Consider the following 16,807-nt stretch of genomic DNA (forward strand, 5'->3'; position numbering starts at 1 on the left):
AGGCGTTCGTGACCCGCGGCGGGCGCATTCCGGCGCCGATCCACTCGTTCAAGAACTGATCGCGCTATGCAGTCTGTTATGTGACCGGTGCCGGTGACGGGCTGTTTGACGATCGAGAGGCTGATTTTGTGACGTGCGGAGGTCGGTTTGACGATCGAGAGGCTAATCTCGAGTCCGTCGTCACGCAGGCGTCGCGCAGGTGTCGCGCAGAACGGGCGATTGATGCCGATTAGCGTGTGTGATGGGAGCTAATGCCGCCTCTCGATCGTCGAACTGACCTCTGCAAGGGGTCAAATCAGCCTCTCGATCGTCGAACCGACTTGGTTCAGGGGCTGTCTTATGCTCGAAGGTCGGATTTGCGTTCGGCGCACGGAGCCGTGAACGGTACACGAGAGGTGACGAAACATGACGGAACAGGCGGAAAACCAGCAGAACCCCGAAGCCAAGGTCGAGAAGATGTTTGAATACGGGTATCGCAAGTCGAACTATGGCCCTGACGAACTGGTGACCGACGCTCACGGCAACCCGATCAGCGTGGTCGACGCGATGCTGTCCGCCGAGGACGCGGCCAAGGCCGAAACCGCCACCCCGCACCTGTGCTACTACAGCCCGCGCATCCCCGGCAACACCGGCTCGGCGATCCGCCTGTGCGCGGTGACCGGCACGATCCTGCACCTCGTGGAGCCGCTCGGCTTCAATCTGCGCGACACGAAGCTGCGCCGCGCCGGCCTCGACTATCACGACATGGCGCACGTCGTGCTGCACCCGAACTTCGACAACCTCGTCGAATCGATGCCGAACTCGCGCATCATCGCGTTCACCGCGCACGCCACGAAGCTGTACACCGAAGTCGAATACAAGCCGACCGACATCCTGCTGTTCGGCCCGGAACCGGGCGACATCCCCGATCCGATGGACATCATGGCCGGCCCGCACGTCGCCGAACAGGTGAGGCTCCCCATGCGCCCGAGCCTGCGCTCGCTCAACCTCACCAACTGCGCGTCCATCGCCATCTACGAGGCGTGGCGGCAGCTGAACTTCGCCGGCGGCCGCTGAACGGCTTGTGACTCGGATGAGCGTGAGCGAAACCGAACGCAACGAACGCATACGTCTCAAACTCGCCGCATGGTGGGAGACGAACGCGCGCGACCTGCCGTGGCGGTTCGGGCGGGCGACCCCGTGGGGCGTACTCGTCTCCGAGGTCATGAGCCAGCAGACGCAGATGAGCCGCGTCGTGCCGTATTGGGAGACGTGGATGCGGGCATGGCCGGATGCGGCGGCGCTCGCGGACGCGACCACGGCCGAAGTGATCACCGCATGGGGGCGGCTCGGCTATCCGCGGCGCGCGCTGCGATTGCAGGAATGCGCCCGCGTAGTGCGCGACCGGTACGCCGACGAGCTGCCGCGCACATATGAGGAGCTGACCGGTCTGCCCGGCATCGGCGACTATACGGCGTCGGCGGTGCTGAGCTTCGCGTTCGGCGAGCGGATCGCGGTGATCGACACGAACATCCGGCGCGTACTGGCGCGTGTGTTCCGCGGCGTCGAATCGTTGGGCGGCGCGGCGGCGCCGGCGGAACGGGAACTCGCGAATCGCGTATTGCCGGAGGATACCGCGCGATCGGTGACATGGAACCAGTCGGTGATGGAGCTCGGCGCGACGGTGTGCACGGCGAAGTCGCCGTTGTGCGACGACTGTCCGGTGCGCGAGGACTGCGCGTTTCTGGCGGCCGGACGGCCCGGATTGGGGGAGCGGCGCACGCGGCCGCGCCAGCGGTTCGCCGGCACCGACAGGCAGGTGCGAGGACTGGTGCTGAACGCGCTGCGCGGCCTGCCGACCGATAAGGACGCTTCGGCCGGGCCAGCCGGACCGGCCGGTCCTGCGGATGCGGTGACCGGCACGCCGGTGCTGCCGCGGGCGGACGTCGAGGCGTTGTGGACCGACCATATCCAACTTGACCGGTGCATCGCCTCGCTTGATGAGGACGGGCTGATCGAGATCCTGCCGGACGGGGGAGTGCGGCTGCCGCGCTGACCGACGTCGGCGCGCCGGCCTGCGTTGACTTCACCGGCATGCGCCACCATGTTCAAGCTGTGCCACGGTGACCGGTCCGCAGCGCCGCCATTGTCGCGCTGACCCGTACCGCTGGTAGGTTGGATTCAAGAGAGGCTTGGTGATACGCATGGCGGATGGGTTCACGTTCAACGACGATGTCAGTTCGGATTCGACCGGCAAATGGCGGGATCCCGGCGATCCGCTGCCGTCCGTCGACCCGCTCGCACCGGTGGACGTATCCGTGGACGATGAGGACGGAGACGCTGGTGCGGATGGTGCCGGCCGCAGTCTGCCTCAGGTCGACTGGAACGACCCCATCCAGGCGTGCTCGGAAACCGGCGAGTTCGCATTGGACGACATTCCCTCGATCAACGAGTTCATGGCCGATATGAGCGATCTCGGTGATCAGGCCGATCTTCCGATCGTCCGTCTGGCCGTGATGCAGGGCACGTATTTGGCGTCGGTGATGGCCACGCGCATCCGCGGCGGGTTCCTGCTGGCGTTGGGTCGCCGGCAATCGGACGCGCAGGCGCGGGCGCGGTTCGAACGCACCGCCCTCGCGCTGTTCAACGCGCGCAGCTGGAAGGACATGCAGGACCTGTTCCCCGACGTCGCCGCGTTCGATGCGCTCATCGACCGGCTGGAACGCACCGGCCAGCCGCAGACCGCCGCCATCGACCATGATTTTCCGTATCTGGTCCGGGTGTTCCGCGATCAGGCCGGGCGCATCGACATCGCGTTCGATGAACGGCCGTAGTCGACGGCAACCGTAATCGGCAGGAGCCGTAACGCGTCTTCGTTGAAGGACCCGTGCGCGTCCCCGTCTGCCGGGCATGCGTCGCGAAGCGTGGTATACACTGGGTGGCTATGGCACAGCGGGTACAGCGGAAGTCGGGGCGACCGGTCGGTGCGGGCGCGTCCAAGCGGCGTAAGCCCAGCAAAAAACAGCGGGCGATCTACCGTCGTCGCCGTATCGTCGTCGGACTGACGGTGATCGTGGTGCTGGCGCTCGTCTCATTCTGCGTGTACAGCCTCGGCCGCGGACTCGGCGCGGTCGGCGATGCCTTGGGATACGGCGAACGGGTCGCGCTCAGTCGTGATTCGGTGCCCGATCCGATCAAAACGAACGACATCACCGACTGTTCGTCCGCGAACGTCGAACTCACGCTTACTCCCGCCTCGCAGAGCGTCGCCGTGGGCGGATCGCTGGACTTCACCGCGACGATTACGTACACCGGCACCAGCAAGGCCGGCTGTCTGATCGACGGGTCCGACTCGAGCCGTGTGCTCACGATCACGTCCGGTAATCAGACGATCTGGCGGTCCGACGTGTGCGAGTCGGACTCGCGCATGCTGCTCATGGCCAAGGGCGACTCGGACAAGCAGACGATCACATGGAACGCCGACTCGACCGGCACGAAGTGCGTCGCCGATGCGGAACTGCCCCGCGTGAACGCGGGCACGTACACCGCGCAGCTCAGCCTCAAGGACTTTCCGAAAACGGTGAGCGACCCGGTGACGATCACCGTGCAGTGATGGCCGTGCGATATCCGGATGATGGTCATGGACGCCGAAACGGTTTCCCGTCTGTTCCCGCCGGTCGTGTTCGCCCGCGGCGAAGCGTATGCACGCGACGGACGCGTGCACCGCGTGACACGGATTGCGCCTGATCTGCTGCACGGCGAAGTCGAGGGAGGGACGTTGTACGACGTGTCGATCCGCATAGCCGATCGCGCGTCAGACGATGATGGGGGCATCCGTTCCATGTCGTGCAGTTGTCCGTTTGCCGCGAAGGGCAGGCGTTGCAAGCATGAGGCCGCGGTTCTGCTGGCCTTCGATGATGTCGGCAACGACGATGCGGCGTCCTCGTTATGGAACCGCGGAATACGCAAGGTCGCGGAGGCCATACAGGACGGGCCCGGACCCATGCTTACGGATGTCTATGACGAGATTCTCCCCAGACTTGCCTCGTGGTACGGTGCCCATGGACCGTTGCTGGTGTGGGACGAGGCCGTTGTCAGGGATTGCGCGGAACTACCGGGCGGAGATGACGGCACGCGGCGGACGCTGTTCCCCGTGCTGTCGGAACAACAGGCCGGACGTATGACCGAGTCGTTCGTACAGGCTTTTCTGGAGTCCCGCTACGGACTGTACGGCAGAAGACGCGATGATCCCGAGCATGATGCCGCCGCAGCGTTCATCGGCGCGGATAGCGTGCTGGACAATGCGTTGGCGGCTGCGGATTATGCCGCGGCGATGCGTAACGCGGCCGTTGCGTTGAGCGTCGTGCAGGATGCGCTGGACTATATCGAAGACTGCGGATCAGGATTCGAGGATCATTACGAACGGCTGGTCTGGAAGATGCGGATACTTGCGGAGAAGGCCGCAGGCGACGAACGCGCCGACTTGCCGACATACAGGTCGATGTCCGACGACATTGCGCGCTCGGTTCTTGACGATCGCTGCGGTTTCGCCCGGGTGCTCGGATCCGCATTGCTGTCTTTTTCGCGTCGTCCTCGTTGCAGATCGGTCGCCGATGCGGCGTTGACCGGACTGATGGGTGATCTGGACGAGAGCGTCGACGTTGGTCGCCGGCCGTATCTGCGCGCGTGCCTGCGCCGGCTCAGACACGATGATCTGTTGCTGGCCGGCGAATATGACCGGGCCAAAACATTCGCTTCGGACAATGTGGATGATACAGCCATGGCTGAAATCGCCGTAACGGGGCATCTTCTGAACGGGGATCATGACCGGGCTTGGGATGCGGCCCGCCGGTATGCCGCGCGACGGCGGGCTCGCGGTCCGAGACCCGACCGGAGTCGCGGCCGATTCCGTGGCCGTCCGTATCCACGGATCCGTCGTTTCCGTGCGGTTGGACCGATCTGATGGTCGCCATCGCGCAACGGCGCGGCGACCGGGACACGCTGGAACGGTTGTATATGCGGCTCGTCGCCCATGACGGCGACGATGTCATGCGATGGGCGCGTCGCCTGCATCGGCTGGTGGGCGAACGACGATGGCATGACCACACGGTATCGGCGGTCGTGCAACTGCGCCGAGCAGGCGTCGGGACGACGATGGCGTGAATGCGGATCCGGTTTTATGACGAAAGGAACAGACCATGACGGTCGACCATGACGAAGTGGCGTTATCCCGGCAGGCCCGTTCGTTATGGGGTAAGACGGATAGGCTCGATGGAGAGCGTTGGCTGCCGCTGTACGTGCATATGGCCGATTCGATCGGCATGGCCGAACGCATCTGGGACCATTGGATTCCGGACGGGACGAAAGACGTACTGATCCGCGATGCCGGGCGCGATGCGACTCTGGCACGACGAACGTATCTGCTGCTGGCCGGCGTCCACGATATCGGCAAGGCCACGCCGGTCTTCCAATCCAAGCCGATCCGTTTCGATCCGTCCGTCGAGGAAGCGTCGTCGTCGCTGGCATGGTTGCCGGAGCGTGCGGGACTGCCGGTCAGACGCGATTTCACCGACCCGAACCGGCCGTCGCATCCGATCGCCGGGCAGACCATTCTCGAACGGCATCTGACCGAGACCTACGGTTGGCCGGCGGACATCGCGCGATCGTACGCCAGTGTGGTCGGCGGACACCACGGCACGCCGCCGGATGATGAACGGCTGCGAGAGGCCATGTTCGGCGAACCGGTCCGCATGGGATGGAACGAACCGGCGAGCGCGGCATGGGAGCCGGTGCAACGTGAACTGCTTGAGTTCGCGATCCGCCGAGCGGGATTGAGCGTCGAAGACATGGGCAGGATGGGACGGCTACGGCTAAGCGCGCAGGCCGAATCGCTACTGACTGGTGCGGTCATCATGGCGGATTGGATGGCCAGCAATAGCGACGACGACATGTTCCGGCTGATCGCCGTGCCGGGAACGTTGAACGCGGTGGAAGAGACGCAGGACGACGACGTTCGGACCTGGAGCGGCCTGCGGCGGCGTGCCGAACGGGCGTGGCGCAACCTGCGTCTCTGCGAACCGTGGCGGCCCGTCGTCAACGACCTGCATATGGATGACGTTGCGCTGGACGACTGGTTCCGTTCACGATTCAACCTGCCGCAAGGCGCAACACCCCGACCCGTGCAACGTGAAGCCGCGACGATCGCCGCACAGGCCGACGATCCCGGGCTGATGATCATCGAAGCGCCTATGGGAGAAGGGAAAACCGAAGCCGCACTCGCCGCGGCGGAGCTGCTTGCGCAACGCACCGGTCGCGGCGGCGTGTGCATCGCCCTGCCCACGATGGCGACCGCCGACGCCATGTTCGGCAGGGCGCACGCCTGGCTCGACGCGTTGCCTGTATCACCCGGAGCGGACGGGAAAACGGTCTGGCTCGCCCATGGGAAAGCCCCGCTCAATGAGGAGTTTCGCGGCATTATCGCGGCATCGCGTCGTGCGATGGCATCATGGTCGTCTGTGGATATGGAGGTTTCCGATTCGACGCGGCGTAACGTACCGTCTCCGGAAACAATCGTGTCCGAATGGATGTGGGGTCGCAAAAAAGGCGTATTGGCGAATTTCCTGATCTGCACCGTCGACCAGGTGCTCATGGGCGCCTTGCAGATGAAACACGTCGTGCTACGGCAACTGGCGCTCGCCAACAAGGTGGTTGTCATCGACGAATGTCACGCGTACGACGCGTACATGCAGGAGTATCTGGAGCGCATCCTCGAATGGCTGGGCGGCTTCCATGCGCCGGTCCTCCTGTTATCCGCTACGTTGCCGGAGCGGCAGCGGGCGACGATGGCCGAGGCCTACCTGCGGGGGAGGGCTGCCGCGGATCGTACGCAGCTTCGGCCCTCGGATTCGTTATCGCGATCCGGACTGCCGGTTCGTCCTAGAAGAGGCCGGAAGCGTGCTCGTTCGGCCGATGTGCGGTCTGATATGCAGCCTGGCATGCTATCGGTGACCGATGAGATGCATCGGTCGGGGGATGCTGTTGCGTCGGCGGCCGCCGGCTCATCAGTCACGGATCCGTCGGCGATCGCGGCATCCAACCAGTCGTCAATCGCCGAGGCATACCCGCTGATCACGTATTCCTCCGGTGCTGAGCTGCACATGAAACCCGTCGAGCCGTCGGGGCGCTCGCTGGTGGTGACGTGCGGTCTCATGCCGGATGACGATGATTCGTTAACCGCGTTACTGGACGATCTGCTACGGGAAGGTGGCTGCATCGGTGTCATCTGTGATACGGTGCCGCGTGCACAGCATGTGGCGGCGCTGCTGGCTGAACGATACGGCGACGATCAGGTTCGTCTGACGCATGCCCGGTTCATGGATCTGGATCGGATGGACAATGAACGCGAGCTGCGTGAACTGCTCGGGCCACACAGCACGAGAGCGAACGGGCGGCGTCCCGAACGGCTGATCGTCGTCGGTACGCAGGTGCTCGAGCAGTCGTTGGACATCGACTTCGACGCATTGATCACCGATATCGCGCCAGTTGATCTGCTCATGCAGCGATTGGGACGTGTACATCGTCATGTTCGGGGTATCGGCCAGCAGGACCGGCCTGTACGGCTGCGCGCCGCGGCCTGTTATATCCGTGGCATCGTCGAATGGGACGACGGCGGTGCGCCGCGGTTCGATGGCGGGGTTCGGGCAGTGTACGAGGAAGCCTCGCTGATGGAGACTTTGGGTGTGCTCGGCCTGACTGGAGGATCCCGCGCATCGATCATGGCTGAGTTGCCCAAGGACATCGCAGCCACGGTCAGACGTGCGTACGGCGAGCATGCGGATGAGGCGATCCCCGAATCGTGGCGTGAGCGGTATGGCAATGCAGTTGAAGCGCGTACGAAAAAACAGGCCGAGAAGCGCGCTCGGGCGCACGGTTACCGCATCAAATCGTTGCGGGACATGGATCGGAACGATGAAACGTTGGTCGACTGGTTCAAAACCGCGGCGATCGACGATGCTGACGACGATAAAGGACAGCGCGCCGTACGCGACACGCAGGAAACGGTCGAGGTCATGCTGCTGCGCCGATGCGACGACGGAGTTCGCCTGCTGCCGTGGGTGGGGGATGCCCGGCACGGCATCGAGCCTGGTGACGTGGTGCCGACGGACACGGTTCCCGACGATCGGCTGGCATTGCTGGTTTCCCAGTGTTCCGTGCGCTTGCCGGCATCGATGTGCGGCTACGGCGGCAAGGATCTTGACTCGCTGATCGCTGCATTGGAACAGGGGTGCGGCAATGAAACCATGATGTGGAACGACTCGCCGTGGCTGGCAGGGCATCTCGCCGTGTTTCTGGAAGATGACGGAGATGGCGGTTTGGCGACTGCAGTGAGTGGGTTCTGGGTGCGCTATGATCGGCGCGCCGGATTATGCGTGGAAAGGGAACGACACGGGTAGGTCTGTGCTGCCAAGGATGATGGGGTCATCCTTCCGGTTGGAAGGATGACCCAATGAGTGGGTGAGTTTATGTAGTGTTCCTCACCTGTGTGAGGCGGGTTGAAAACAAAAACTCACCCACTCATGTTTACATATCTGTGGGTGCGCGCTATTCTGGATCCCATCAAGCAAACCGCAGCCGTCGCTGATGACGGTGGGAAAGGCTGGTGAAGGGGAATGCCCGATCAACCTCCGATCAGAACATTCAATCTTCTCGACGAACCGTGGATGCCATGTATATTCGCTGATGGCAACGTCAAGGAGCTCTCTATATGCGATGTTTTCCGTGAGGCACCGCATATCCGTGCTCTTTCCGGTGACATGCTGCAGCAGACAGTGCCGCTGACCCGTCTGCTATTAGCGATCCTGTATCGTGCATATTGCGATGCGGATGCGAATCGCGACGATATGCGGAAGCTGTTCCAGCATATCTGGGACGCCGACGCATTCGATATGGCCGTTATCGAGGACTATTTCGTGGATTTTCATGACTGGTTTTATCTGATCGATCCGGAACGCCCGTTCTATCAGGTTCCCGGACTGACGTACGTAGGCAAGAAGGAATATGATCCGATCGGTGAGATGATCGCAGATGTGCCGAAACCGGAGAAATTCTTGTTCTCCATGCGATCCGCCCGATTTCTGGAGTCCATCGATCTCGCGCAGGCGGCCCGCTGGTTGGTGTTCCTGCAGTCGTACGATACCGCCGGCATCAAAACCCCGGTGGTCGGTAACACGCATGTCAACAAGGGCAAGGTATACGCTCCCAAGGGTATGGCTGGTACCGGCTGGCTAGGCGCAGTGGGGCCGATGACGGTTGAGAGTAACTGCTTGCTTCGCACGCTTCTGCTGAACTGGTGCCTGTACGACGTCAAGAACAATGAGGTCAAGCTGTTCGGGAATGAAGATGACGTACCGCCATGGGAACTTGACACCCCATCCGGCCCCGACATTACGGTGCGCACATCCTTCACAGGGCCGGTGGATGCGTTCACGTTCCAAACAAGACGACTCCGATTGGTATTCAATGAGGATCGTGATCGCGTCATCGGTATCGTGAATTGCTATGGCGATGTGATCGCCCCATACAATACCGACGAATGCGAGAAGATGACGGCATGGCGTCTGAGTGTTCCCCAGCAGAAGAAGCTTGGATTGCCTGTCACACCACTCATGCCGATCACCCATGACGCGGGTCGGGCGCTCTGGCGCGGCCTGGCGCCGATGATCGAAGCCGGGAAATCCGATCAGCGGCCTGGCGTGATTCGTTGGGTCGAGGAGCTGCAACGCATCGGCTGCCTAGCTGCTGGTGAACATCTGCTGTCGAAATTCTCCATCCATGCGCAGGGCATGACGTACGGTACCCAAAGCAGCGTGTACGAAACCGGCATTGACGATGTGCTGCAGCTGCCGTTGGCTTTCGCCCGCAAGGATTATCCGGCGATCAGTGCCGTGGTGGCCATTGTGGACAAGACGCGCGAAGCCGTGGACGTCTCGCTGACGAATTACGTGCGTAACCTGCGAACTTCGGCGGGAGACCGCACTGCTGGCGGCCGGGCCCAAGCGGTTTCGGATCGTGTGCGAGAGGATGCCTACGCTCGTCTTGACGAGCTCTTCCGTGACCGTATCGCCGGCTTCACCCCGGACAAGGATTACGAATCCTACCGCAACGAATGGCTGGACGACGTGCATCGCATGCTGCTCGCCATCGGCGATCAATACCTATCCGATAGCGACGTGCCAGCATTCGCCGAACATGACACCGGTCGGATGGGCATGATGACCGCAGCCCGTGCACGGCTGCTGTTCTTGAACAGTCTGAACAAGATCTTGGGCCGGCTGGTGATCAGCAACGCGGCCGACACAGACGTCGACACAGTTGCCGACGCCGACAAGTCGTCTGACAAGAAAGGAGCGTGACGATGCGACGGTTTTATTCCCGTGATGTGTCGAAGGAACTCGGATACTTCGTCAACGGCAGGATCTTCAGAATCCAGAACGAATACACCAGAAGAGACGGTGGCACGCATGAATCACGGGCTGCACTCGCCCGGTTACGCCGCGATCTCGACGGTGGCGCCCCGGCGTGGATGATGATCGGTTCGGATCTGTTCGAAGACTGGTCGCAGACCCTACCATCTGGCGAGGAGGATCCCGCGGCGCTCCGTGCGGCACGGGCCTCGTTGGCGCTGTATGCGATCCATCAGCAATCCAGACGGAACGGGGTCGCGCAGGACGCGCAGAGCGCCGGCAAACGCCGCATGACCTTCGGCAGAGCATGCCGGCTCATAGAACCTGACACGGATCATGCGAACGGGGTGAAACGCCGTCTGGCCGCCGCCGAAGCAGCCCCGGATTTCGACGGTGTGGTCCGCATCATGCGCGCGCTGATCATGTTGATGCGCTCGGCCGGCGATGGCGTGATCACACTCGATTACCGATCCCTGACCCAGGATCTCTACCAGATCCAGTTTCCGGAATCGAGGCACGAGGTGTTCCAACGCTGGAGCATGGACTACTACTCGAATCCCAACGCAAAATCACAGAACAACTGAACCCAATAGCCATAATCTTGCGGACAACGATCCGCACCATATGAAAGAAGGACACCATGTTCATCGACCTGTACGACCTGCAGAACGTGCCGCCGAGCAACATCAACCGCGACGATACCGGCAGCCCGAAGACGGCGCACTACGGTGGCACGCTGCGCTCGCGTGTCTCCTCGCAGGCGTGGAAGCGTGCCATGCGCGAGATGTTCCCCACGCTGCTGGACTCCGGCAGGCTCGGCGTGCGCACCAAAAACGCCGTGTCGCTGATCCGCGATGCGATCGTTGCCAAGCGTCCCGATCTTACCGACGAAGCGGAGCAGCTGGCAAAATGCGCGCTGTCCGCCACCGGCGTCGATGTCAGGGAATCGGACCGTGCTGGCAAGGACAAGGGCACGCTGGCCACGGGATACCTGATCTTCATCGCACATCGCGAGATCGGACAGCTCGCCGACGTGGCGATCGGCTGGCATGACGCCGGCGTCGATGTGTCGGCCAAACCAAACGCCGCGATGAAAAAGGAAATCGATGCGGTATTCCACGGCACTCAGGCTGTTGATATCGCCCTGTTCGGTCGTATGCTCGCCGATGCGCCCGATCTCAACACCGACGCCTCGACGCAGGTCGCCCACGCGATCTCCGTGGACACGATCACCCCCGAATACGATTACTTCACCGCAACTGACGACTGCGCGTCGGACGACAACGCCGGTGCCGCCATGATCGACACCGTCGGGTTCAATTCGTCCACGCTGTACAGGTATGCAACGCTCAACGTCGGCTCGCTGTACGAACAGCTACAGGACGTGGCCGCCACGGTGGAAGGCGCCGCGGCGTTCGTGGAGGCGTTCATCCGTTCGATGCCCACCGGCAAACAGAATTCCTTCGCCAACCGCACTCTGCCGGGAACCTGCGTGGTGATGCTGCGTGACTCCCAGCCGATCAACATCGTCGACGCGTTCGAAGATCCCGTGCGGGCCGAGGAAGGCAGGTCGATCTCCCGTCAGGCTGCCGTGCGACTCGGCCGTAAGCTCAAGTTCGTGCAGGACGCCTACGGCGAACAGCCGGTGCAGGCATGGAACATCACCACGGATGAACCCATCGCCGAACTTGATGAAGTCAGTGCGCACGTAACGTTCCCGCAGCTTCGATCCGAACTGAAAGAAGCCCTGACTCAGACATTGTCCGGTCGGGAGTGATCATGAGCGTATTGTTGCTGCAACTCGCGGGACCATTGCAGTCCTGGGGCGACTCGTCGCGATTCGTGCGCAGGGAGACCCGCACCGAACCGACGAAAAGCGGCGTGATCGGACTGTTGGCCTGCGCGCAGGGACGTGTCCGTGAGGATCCGATCGAGGATCTGCTGGACCTGTCGTTCGGCGTGCGCGTCGAGCAACGCGGGCGGATCATCGCCGATTTCCAAACGGAAAAATCGCTGACCCGCAAACGCAACTCCCGCGAATATGAGAAGACCATGCCGCTGACCTACCGCTACTATCTGGCTGATGCGCGGTTCCTGGTCGCGTTGGGGGCGGATCGGTCCGTGCTGGAAGCGCTCGACCAAGCGTTACGCTTGCCGCGTTGGCCGCTGTATCTTGGACGCCGGTCATGCCCTCCCGCATTCCCCGTGACATTGGGCGTGCACGACGAATACGACAATGTGCGTCAGGCGTTGGAACGGGAGCCATGGCATGCATCGACATGGTATCGACGCCGGTACCCGGCCCAACAGCTGGAGATCGTGTGTGACGCGGCTGAAGACGAGCCGTTCGCGACGCAGACGGACATGCCACTGACTTTCAGCCAGAAGGATCGCCGGTACGCGGGGCGTGCGGTACGTCGATACCGGATCGACAACCCCGACGTGCAACCCGGCACCAGTGGCGGACATGCTCCAGACACCGGAACTCCGCCGGATTTCGGCGCCACCGGCGACGACGATCCCATGAACTTTGCGTAGGAGAAATATCATGTTCATTTCACGAGTACCGTTGAACACGGCCAGGGAAGGCGCGCGGCAGCTGATCGCATCGCCGTACCGCACCCATGCCGCGGTGGAAAGCGCGTTCCCGCCGGGCAGCGTCCGCGACAGCGAGGAAGGACGTATCCTGTGGCGGATGGATACGCTGGCACAGAACCACAGTGTCTGGCTGTACGTCGTCAGCCCGGAAGCCCCCGATCTCACGCACGTCGTCGAACAGGCCGGCTGGCCTACGCAGGTGCAGTGGGAGAGCAAGGACTATGCGCCGCTGCTGTCGCGCATTGCCGTCGGACAGCACTGGCAGTTCCGACTGCGGGCCAATCCAGTGCGCAAGGTCCGCGCTGACAAGGCTCGTCATCCCAAAGCAAACGGCGACGACATCATCGGCACGATCCAAGGTCACGTCACAGCCGAGCAGCAACGCGACTGGCTGATAGCACGCGCCGAATCGCATGGTTTCACACTGGTCCCCGACGATAACGGCGATCCTTCAGTGACGATCAGCCAACGGCATCGCGAACGGTTCAACCGAGACGGCCAGACCGTCACGCTTGTCACGGCGGTATTCGACGGCCGGCTGACGGTGACTGACGCGGACCTGTTCCGGCACACGCTATGCCACGGCATCGGCCGGGCGAAAGGATTCGGTTGCGGTCTGATGACCGTCGCCCCGATACGGGAACTCAGGCCATGAACGCCGGGCGTGCGGTTCCCGGCACGCCGCCTCCCGAACTCGGCGAACTCGTACGTGCTGAGGACCGTCTGTCGTTCGCCTACTTCGAACACTGCGTGATCAATCGTGCGGATAATGCCATCACCGTCATCGACGAGACGGGCACTCATCATGTCCCTGCCGCCACGTTGAGCGTACTGATGCTCGGTCCGGGCACATCGGTCACGCATCAGGCGATGACGGTGATTGGAGAAAACGGGGCGACCGTGATCTGGGTGGGGGAACGAGGCGTGCGCATGTACGCTTTCGGCAAGCCGCTGACGCATTCGTCCGCGCTGTTGCAGCGGCAGGCGAAGCTGGTATCGAACACGCGGACGCGGTTGGCGGTGGCTCGGACGATGTATCAGATGCGCTTCCCGGGCGAGGACGTCGGTCAACTGACCATGCAGCAGCTACGTGGCCGAGAAGGTGCTCGTGTGCGGAGGGTGTACCGGGAATGTTCGGCTCGGACCGGCGTGGATTGGGACAAACGGACCTACGACCATGCCGATTTCGAAGCGGGCAACGACATCAACAAGGCGCTATCCGCCGCACACACATGCCTGTACGGATTGACGCATGCCGTGATCGTTGCGCTCGGATGCTCGCCTGGACTTGGCTTCGTGCATGTCGGACATGAACGGTCGTTTGTTTACGATATTGCCGACCTATACAAGGCAGAGCTGTCGATTCCCGTCGCATTCGAGACGGTTGCGCTGCAGCCGGACGACATCGGTGCCGCCACGCGACGGCGCATGCGGGACGCCGTGTACGATCTGTCGATCATGAAACGCATGGTTCGGGACGTTCGGAATCTGCTTGGTGCGGAGGAATGTTCCGATGTCGATGATGATGAGCGGACATCCAAAGTAGACGCTGACCATGTGGGATTGTGGGACGGCAAGGATGGTGAGGTCGCCGCCGGAGTCTCTTACGGCATCGACGATCCCGAGTTGGACGACGGATTCGCAGGCGACGAGTGGTGACGGTCGATGACGGGCATGGTCCATAGAAAGACCGGCGGTGTCGTGGAAAGAATATGATGATGGTCGTGATCGTGCTGACCGCGTGTCCTGCGGGACTGCGCGGGGACTTGACCCGATGGCTGTTGGGAATATCGGCAGGCGTATTTGTGGGCCATGTGAGCGCGAGGGTACGTGACCGGTTATGGGAGCGCATTGTTGCCCTGATTCGCGATGGACGCGCGATCATGGTGTACTCCGCCCGTAACGAGCAGCATTTCGCCTTCCGTGTGCACCGTGCCGACTGGATACCTGAGGACTGCGACGGCTTGGAACTTATCCGACGGCCCAAGACTCAGACCTCTTCCGAGTCTGACGCTCGGCGGCGTCTTGGTTGGAGCAACGCCAGCAAATGGCGAGCTGCACGTAAGTATCAGTAGTCGAGTGCTGTCAGTCCAAGTACTGGCAGCGGGGAGATAGTAGGACGTTATGATATATATGGGTTCTCGGTTGCCCCTTAGCCGATGAATCGCATCCGGTCTGTGCAGCCGCATTCGCTGAGTAATCTCATCTTCCGTATAAAGTGAATGGATAACCGGGATCGAAGGATCGCAATGCCTTGGAATCGTTATGATTCCGAAGTGTGTTCCCCGCGCATGCGGGGATGATCCCCGTGACGGCGGGTGAACAGGGGAATGGTTTGCGGTGTTCCCCGCGCATGCGGGGATGATCCCCACGTCCAGGGCGACAATCGCGTTCTGGTCGAGGTGTTCCCCGCGCATGCGGGGATGATCCCGGAACCCTGATCGACCCAAAAGCGGCGATCGAGTGTTCCCCGCGCATGTGGGGATGATCCCTCGCCCAGAAGCTCGCCGCCCAGTATGACGTCGTGTTCCCCGCGCATGCGGGGATGATCCGCCTGAACGCCGGATGGCGCAACGTGCAGGACGGTTCGCTCCGCATACGCGGGGATGATCCGGAACGCCAGTACGCGATGCGCATCGCCGTCACGTTCGCTCCGCATACGCGGGGATGATCCGCGGTCCTCGACCTGGCCGACCTGAGCACTCCGGTCCGCTCCGCATACGCGGGGATGATCCTGACGGCGTGGCGGTCGCGGATCTCATGCCCACGTTCGCTCCGCATACGCGGGGATGATCCCCCCTCCTCCTCCTACGCGAACAACGCCCCCTCGGCTGGGTGTTCCCCGCGCATGGAACGACGTGTCCCGGTGCCCGGCGGCGTGGTTGCGGGCCGTGGTCGCAAGGTAATCGTTCAGCCGGTGCCGATCGGGGCGGTCGGACGCGTCCAGGTCGTGCGGTGCGCGCAGCCGATGTGCCAGTATCGTGACGAGGCGTTCCGGCTGCCGCATGTACCGTTCCGCTGTGCAGTCCTGTCCTGGTATGCGCGCGGTCACTGGCCGGTCGTGGCCCGGTTCGTCGGTTTCGTGATGCGGCATCGGTGCCGCAGGCCGCTTGCCGTGAAGGTGGTCGGTGAGCCGGGCTTCGTGACGTGGCGCGCCGTCCGCAGCGGTTTTGATGAAGTGGCCGTTGGGGTACCGGACCTTGGCTTCCGTCGATGGGCTGCTGTCGGACGGTTCGTCGCCGACGTATGGGCTGATGGATGCGGGGAGCGATATGGCGTGTGGATCGACGGGGGTTCGTTGCATGGTCGCCTTTGCGTTGCGTGGTCTGACGCCGGTTGTGGTGCCGGGTACTGTGCGCCACGGTACCTGGTGATGCGTTTGTGTGGTGGTTGTGGGTTGTGCGACACGCTGGTGGTTGGTGTTTTTTGGGTTTTTTGGGTGGTGTTGGTGGGTGGTGTGGTTGGTGTGTGGTGTGTTTTGGTTGTTTTCGACACGCCGATGGATGTCTTGTTTTTCAAGGGTTTTGGTTGTTTTTTGTGGTGTTGGTTTGCGTTGGTGGCTGGGTTGGTGTAAGTTAATCACTCGCTGTCGCTGAGCGGTCCGGTTCCTTCCGGTTGGTTGGTTTTGGTCCTGCTTCGTGTGTGGTGGTGGTTTGAGAACTCAAGAGCGTGTTTGTACTACTTTTTAGAGTCGTTTTTTGATTGCCAGTTCATTCCTTTCCTGGTCTTCTTTGTGGGGGTTGGGTTCCATGAGAGTGGGTAATTGG

16 protein-coding genes are annotated in these 16,807 nt (G+C 62.2%); all 16 read left to right on the top strand.

Features of this window, described 5'->3' with window-relative positions:
* The first annotated feature begins 405 nt into the window (after positions 1 to 405).
* Positions 406 to 1,056 (top strand): tRNA (cytidine(34)-2'-O)-methyltransferase, encoded by a 651-nt coding sequence (locus JS533_RS11590; RefSeq protein ID WP_241514760.1) that lies wholly within the window; start codon positions 406 to 408, stop codon positions 1,054 to 1,056.
* Positions 1,057 to 1,072: 16 nt separating this feature from the next.
* Complete coding sequence (locus tag JS533_RS11595) at positions 1,073 to 2,035, top strand: HhH-GPD family protein (protein WP_241514762.1); 963 nt, start codon at positions 1,073 to 1,075, stop codon at positions 2,033 to 2,035.
* A 148-nt stretch (positions 2,036 to 2,183) separates the two neighbouring features.
* Positions 2,184 to 2,813 carry a hypothetical protein gene (locus tag JS533_RS11600; protein ID WP_241514764.1) on the top strand — a complete coding sequence of 210 codons (630 nt, stop codon included), beginning with the start codon at positions 2,184 to 2,186 and terminating at the stop codon, positions 2,811 to 2,813.
* Positions 2,814 to 2,923: 110 nt separating this feature from the next.
* Positions 2,924 to 3,592: a hypothetical protein gene (locus tag JS533_RS11605; protein ID WP_241514766.1), complete on the top strand. Its 669-nt coding sequence runs from the start codon at positions 2,924 to 2,926 to the stop codon at positions 3,590 to 3,592.
* Between the two features lie 18 nt (positions 3,593 to 3,610).
* Positions 3,611 to 4,942, top strand: a complete 1,332-nt coding sequence (locus JS533_RS11610) for an SWIM zinc finger family protein (RefSeq protein WP_241514767.1) — start codon at positions 3,611 to 3,613, stop codon at positions 4,940 to 4,942.
* Positions 4,942 to 5,142, top strand: a complete 201-nt coding sequence (locus tag JS533_RS11615; protein ID WP_241514769.1) for a hypothetical protein — start codon at positions 4,942 to 4,944, stop codon at positions 5,140 to 5,142. The genes JS533_RS11610 and JS533_RS11615 overlap by 1 nt, the downstream gene beginning before the upstream one ends.
* Before the next feature lie 35 nt (positions 5,143 to 5,177).
* Positions 5,178 to 8,432: a CRISPR-associated endonuclease Cas3'' gene (locus tag JS533_RS11620; protein WP_241514771.1), complete on the top strand. Its 3,255-nt coding sequence runs from the start codon at positions 5,178 to 5,180 to the stop codon at positions 8,430 to 8,432.
* A gap of 216 nt (positions 8,433 to 8,648) precedes the next feature.
* Entirely contained in the window at positions 8,649 to 10,391 is a 1,743-nt protein-coding gene (casA, locus tag JS533_RS11625; protein ID WP_241514773.1) for a type I-E CRISPR-associated protein Cse1/CasA, read from the top strand.
* Positions 10,392 to 10,393: 2 nt separating this feature from the next.
* Positions 10,394 to 11,026: a type I-E CRISPR-associated protein Cse2/CasB gene (gene casB / locus JS533_RS11630; protein WP_241514775.1), complete on the top strand. Its 633-nt coding sequence runs from the start codon at positions 10,394 to 10,396 to the stop codon at positions 11,024 to 11,026.
* A gap of 56 nt (positions 11,027 to 11,082) precedes the next feature.
* Positions 11,083 to 12,219: a type I-E CRISPR-associated protein Cas7/Cse4/CasC gene (gene cas7e / locus JS533_RS11635; RefSeq protein ID WP_241514777.1), complete on the top strand. Its 1,137-nt coding sequence runs from the start codon at positions 11,083 to 11,085 to the stop codon at positions 12,217 to 12,219.
* A gap of 2 nt (positions 12,220 to 12,221) precedes the next feature.
* Entirely contained in the window at positions 12,222 to 12,980 is a 759-nt protein-coding gene (cas5e, locus tag JS533_RS11640) for a type I-E CRISPR-associated protein Cas5/CasD (protein WP_241514778.1), read from the top strand.
* Positions 12,981 to 12,990: 10 nt separating this feature from the next.
* Positions 12,991 to 13,695, top strand: coding sequence for a type I-E CRISPR-associated protein Cas6/Cse3/CasE (gene cas6e / locus JS533_RS11645; RefSeq protein WP_241514780.1), 705 nt, complete (start codon positions 12,991 to 12,993; stop codon positions 13,693 to 13,695).
* Positions 13,692 to 14,699 carry a type I-E CRISPR-associated endonuclease Cas1e gene (gene cas1e, locus JS533_RS11650; protein ID WP_241514782.1) on the top strand — a complete coding sequence of 336 codons (1,008 nt, stop codon included), beginning with the start codon at positions 13,692 to 13,694 and terminating at the stop codon, positions 14,697 to 14,699. Before cas6e ends, cas1e begins: the two co-directional genes overlap by 4 nt.
* Before the next feature lie 59 nt (positions 14,700 to 14,758).
* Positions 14,759 to 15,115: a type I-E CRISPR-associated endoribonuclease Cas2e gene (cas2e, locus tag JS533_RS11655; protein ID WP_241514785.1), complete on the top strand. Its 357-nt coding sequence runs from the start codon at positions 14,759 to 14,761 to the stop codon at positions 15,113 to 15,115.
* A 470-nt stretch (positions 15,116 to 15,585) separates the two neighbouring features.
* The gene (locus tag JS533_RS13870) at positions 15,586 to 15,711 is read left to right on the top strand and encodes a hypothetical protein (protein WP_420838658.1); all 126 of its coding nucleotides are present in this window, start codon (positions 15,586 to 15,588) and stop codon (positions 15,709 to 15,711) included.
* Positions 15,712 to 15,888: 177 nt separating this feature from the next.
* A complete protein-coding gene (locus JS533_RS13895; RefSeq protein ID WP_241514784.1) occupies positions 15,889 to 16,614 on the top strand; it encodes a hypothetical protein in 726 nt (241 codons plus the stop codon).
* Positions 16,615 to 16,807: the final 193 nt, after the last annotated feature.

The sequence above is a fragment of the Bifidobacterium amazonense genome (genome assembly GCF_018555435.2).
In the GTDB taxonomy this organism is placed as follows: domain Bacteria; phylum Actinomycetota; class Actinomycetes; order Actinomycetales; family Bifidobacteriaceae; genus Bifidobacterium; species Bifidobacterium amazonense.